Here is a 2,203-nt window from a genome sequence, read left to right on the forward strand (position 1 = left end):
GGCTTGTCCTCCTGAATTTTACTTTTTACAATATGATAATAGTGCACTCTCTGAACCTATTAAGCTAATCGGCACTTTGAGAATCGTGCCCTTCTGAAACGATTAAAGCTAATCGGCACTTTGAGAATAGTGCACCCTCTAAAACGACTAAGCTAATCGGCACTGTAGAAATATGCAAATCATCAACCGATTTAATCCACCAACCGAATAACCTGCGTAACCCCCTGCAAGGAGCTCAATTCCGCAAAAACAAAGTCATCGATTTTATGGTCCATTTCGATCACCATAACCGCCTCGTCTCCGCGTTCTTTCCTGGAGACCTCCATATGTCCGATATTGATTTCATATTTTGATAGGACGCTGGTTACAGCGGAAATCAATCCGAATCGATCCTGGTGAACAACAAGGATCGCTGGATTAGCTCCGGAAAGCTTAAGCTTGAACGAATTGATTTCTGTAATCTCAATCGTTCCGCCTCCAATTGAAATCCCAACGATTTCAAGCTCTTTACCTTCGCCATCAAAAAGATTTATTTTTACCGTGTTCGGGTGTTCTGTCACGGCATCTTCTGTTAAAAATTCAACTTCCAATCCGACTTGTTCTGCGATTTTCAACGCGTCGGGAATCCGTTCGTCAAATGTGTCAAAATCCATGATGCCAGCGACTAGCGCTAAATCGGTTCCATGCCCTTTGTACGTTTTGGCAAAAGAACCGTATAAAGAAATCACTGCCTTTGTCGGCTGTTTTTCAAATAATGTACGTGCTACGCGCCCAATTCTGGCAGCGCCTGCTGTATGTGAACTGGATGGCCCGATCATCACCGGACCTATAATATCAAACGCAGACCGATATTTCATCATGCACTACTCCTTATACTCTATTAAAACTGGAACTTAATCTATCGTGTAAGCGATTACATATAAAACCATTTTTAAAAATCTATAACCATAGTTATCTTACCACAATATCAATATAGTTTAATCAATAATATTTATCCAATAAAAAACCATCCTCGCAATCGAGAATGGTTAAATCATGCTGACCTTATTCCTGCCGCTATTCTTGGATAAATATAACCCTTTATCCGCTCTGTTCAGCAGCAAATCTATATTATCACCAGGCTGAAGATCCGTGACCCCAAAGCTTGCGGTCAATTGGCCTGCTTCCTTGAAATGGTGATTTTCAACTAATTTACGGAAATGCTCTGCTTTTTCCAAAGCATGTTTCCCGTTACTATTGGTGATCAGTATAAATTCCTCGCCGCCCCAGCGGCCAAACAGATCACCTTCTGTTAGATTGCCAGATACGATTGCCGAAAGTTCCTTTAAGACGCAATCGCCAATTTTATGGCCAAAGATGTCATTCACTTTTTTAAAATGGTCGATATCAAAGAAGATGATCGAGAATGAATTCTCATTTTCCTCTGCATTCTCAAGCTTCTCTTCAAGCCAGACATCAATCTGATGCCGGTTTGCTACTCTCGTCAACGAATCGATAAACGCATGCTTTTTAAAGAAATCTCGCTCTGAAAAAGCGCGGAAAACATTTTGAGTATAATAGAGTACTAGGATATAGACGAAATTCGCCGCATGGAATTGCGTCAGTGAATCGATGGCCTCCGGAGAAAGCTGGCTGCCATAAGCAAGGCCGATTGCCATTGTGGTCAGGAAGATAAAAATTGAAAAGTAAAATCCCTTTTTCGTACCGAGTATCAAAAAGAAAAACATGATGATCAGCGGCATCCACACAATGAAATCACCAAGCGAGCCGCCTGTCTGCGACATATCATTATGAACTACTTCAAACAAGGTAATGACATGATACAAGCTGACTAACAGCACATTTAAATATTCAGTAAAACGGACCCAGCGATTCATCCAGGCCATGATCCAGCTGGCTGAGAACGAGACAATAAGAGTAGAATTGACGATTGTGTCAAAAAGGCTATCATTATTCAGAAAGCTGTTAATGATCAGAGCAAGCGTAATAACCGGCAGTACCCAAAGGTAAACGCCCCTCTTCAGCTCTTCAATCGTCTCGAATTTCTTATACATCCTACTCATCTCCCATACTAACTCAGTGGTTAGCAGTCCCGCTTTTATTATTGGTGGCATGAACCCGCGCCATGCCAGTTATTCATATAAAAACTCTTCCAAAATACAAATGTACTTTCTATAATTCCATTGTACTAGAAATATATATT

2 protein-coding genes are annotated in these 2,203 nt (G+C 40.9%); both read right to left on the minus strand.

All coding sequences use genetic code 11. The features are described from left to right. Nucleotides 1–191 precede the first annotated feature (191 nt). Complete coding sequence (gene sdaAB, locus WB217_RS10205) at nt 192–857, minus strand: L-serine ammonia-lyase, iron-sulfur-dependent subunit beta (RefSeq protein ID WP_423993089.1); 666 nt, start codon at nt 855–857, stop codon at nt 192–194. A 171-nt stretch (nt 858–1,028) separates the two neighbouring features. Then, nucleotides 1,029–2,054 (minus strand): GGDEF domain-containing protein, encoded by a 1,026-nt coding sequence (locus WB217_RS10210; RefSeq protein ID WP_423993091.1) that lies wholly within the window; start codon nt 2,052–2,054, stop codon nt 1,029–1,031. Between the last annotated feature and the right edge of the window lie 149 nt (nt 2,055–2,203).

Origin of the sequence: Mesobacillus sp. (assembly GCF_049588175.1) — a bacterium.
GTDB lineage: Bacteria > Bacillota > Bacilli > Bacillales > Cytobacillaceae > Mesobacillus.

Bases quoted from the DNA above. Each gene is read 5' to 3' on its own strand.
- WB217_RS10210 (WP_423993091.1), bottom strand. From the start codon at position 2,054: ATGTATAAGAAATTCGAGACGATTGAAGAGCTGAAGAGGGGCGTTTAC.
- sdaAB (WP_423993089.1), bottom strand. From the start codon at position 857: ATGAAATATCGGTCTGCGTTTGATATTATAGGTCCGGTGATGATCGGG.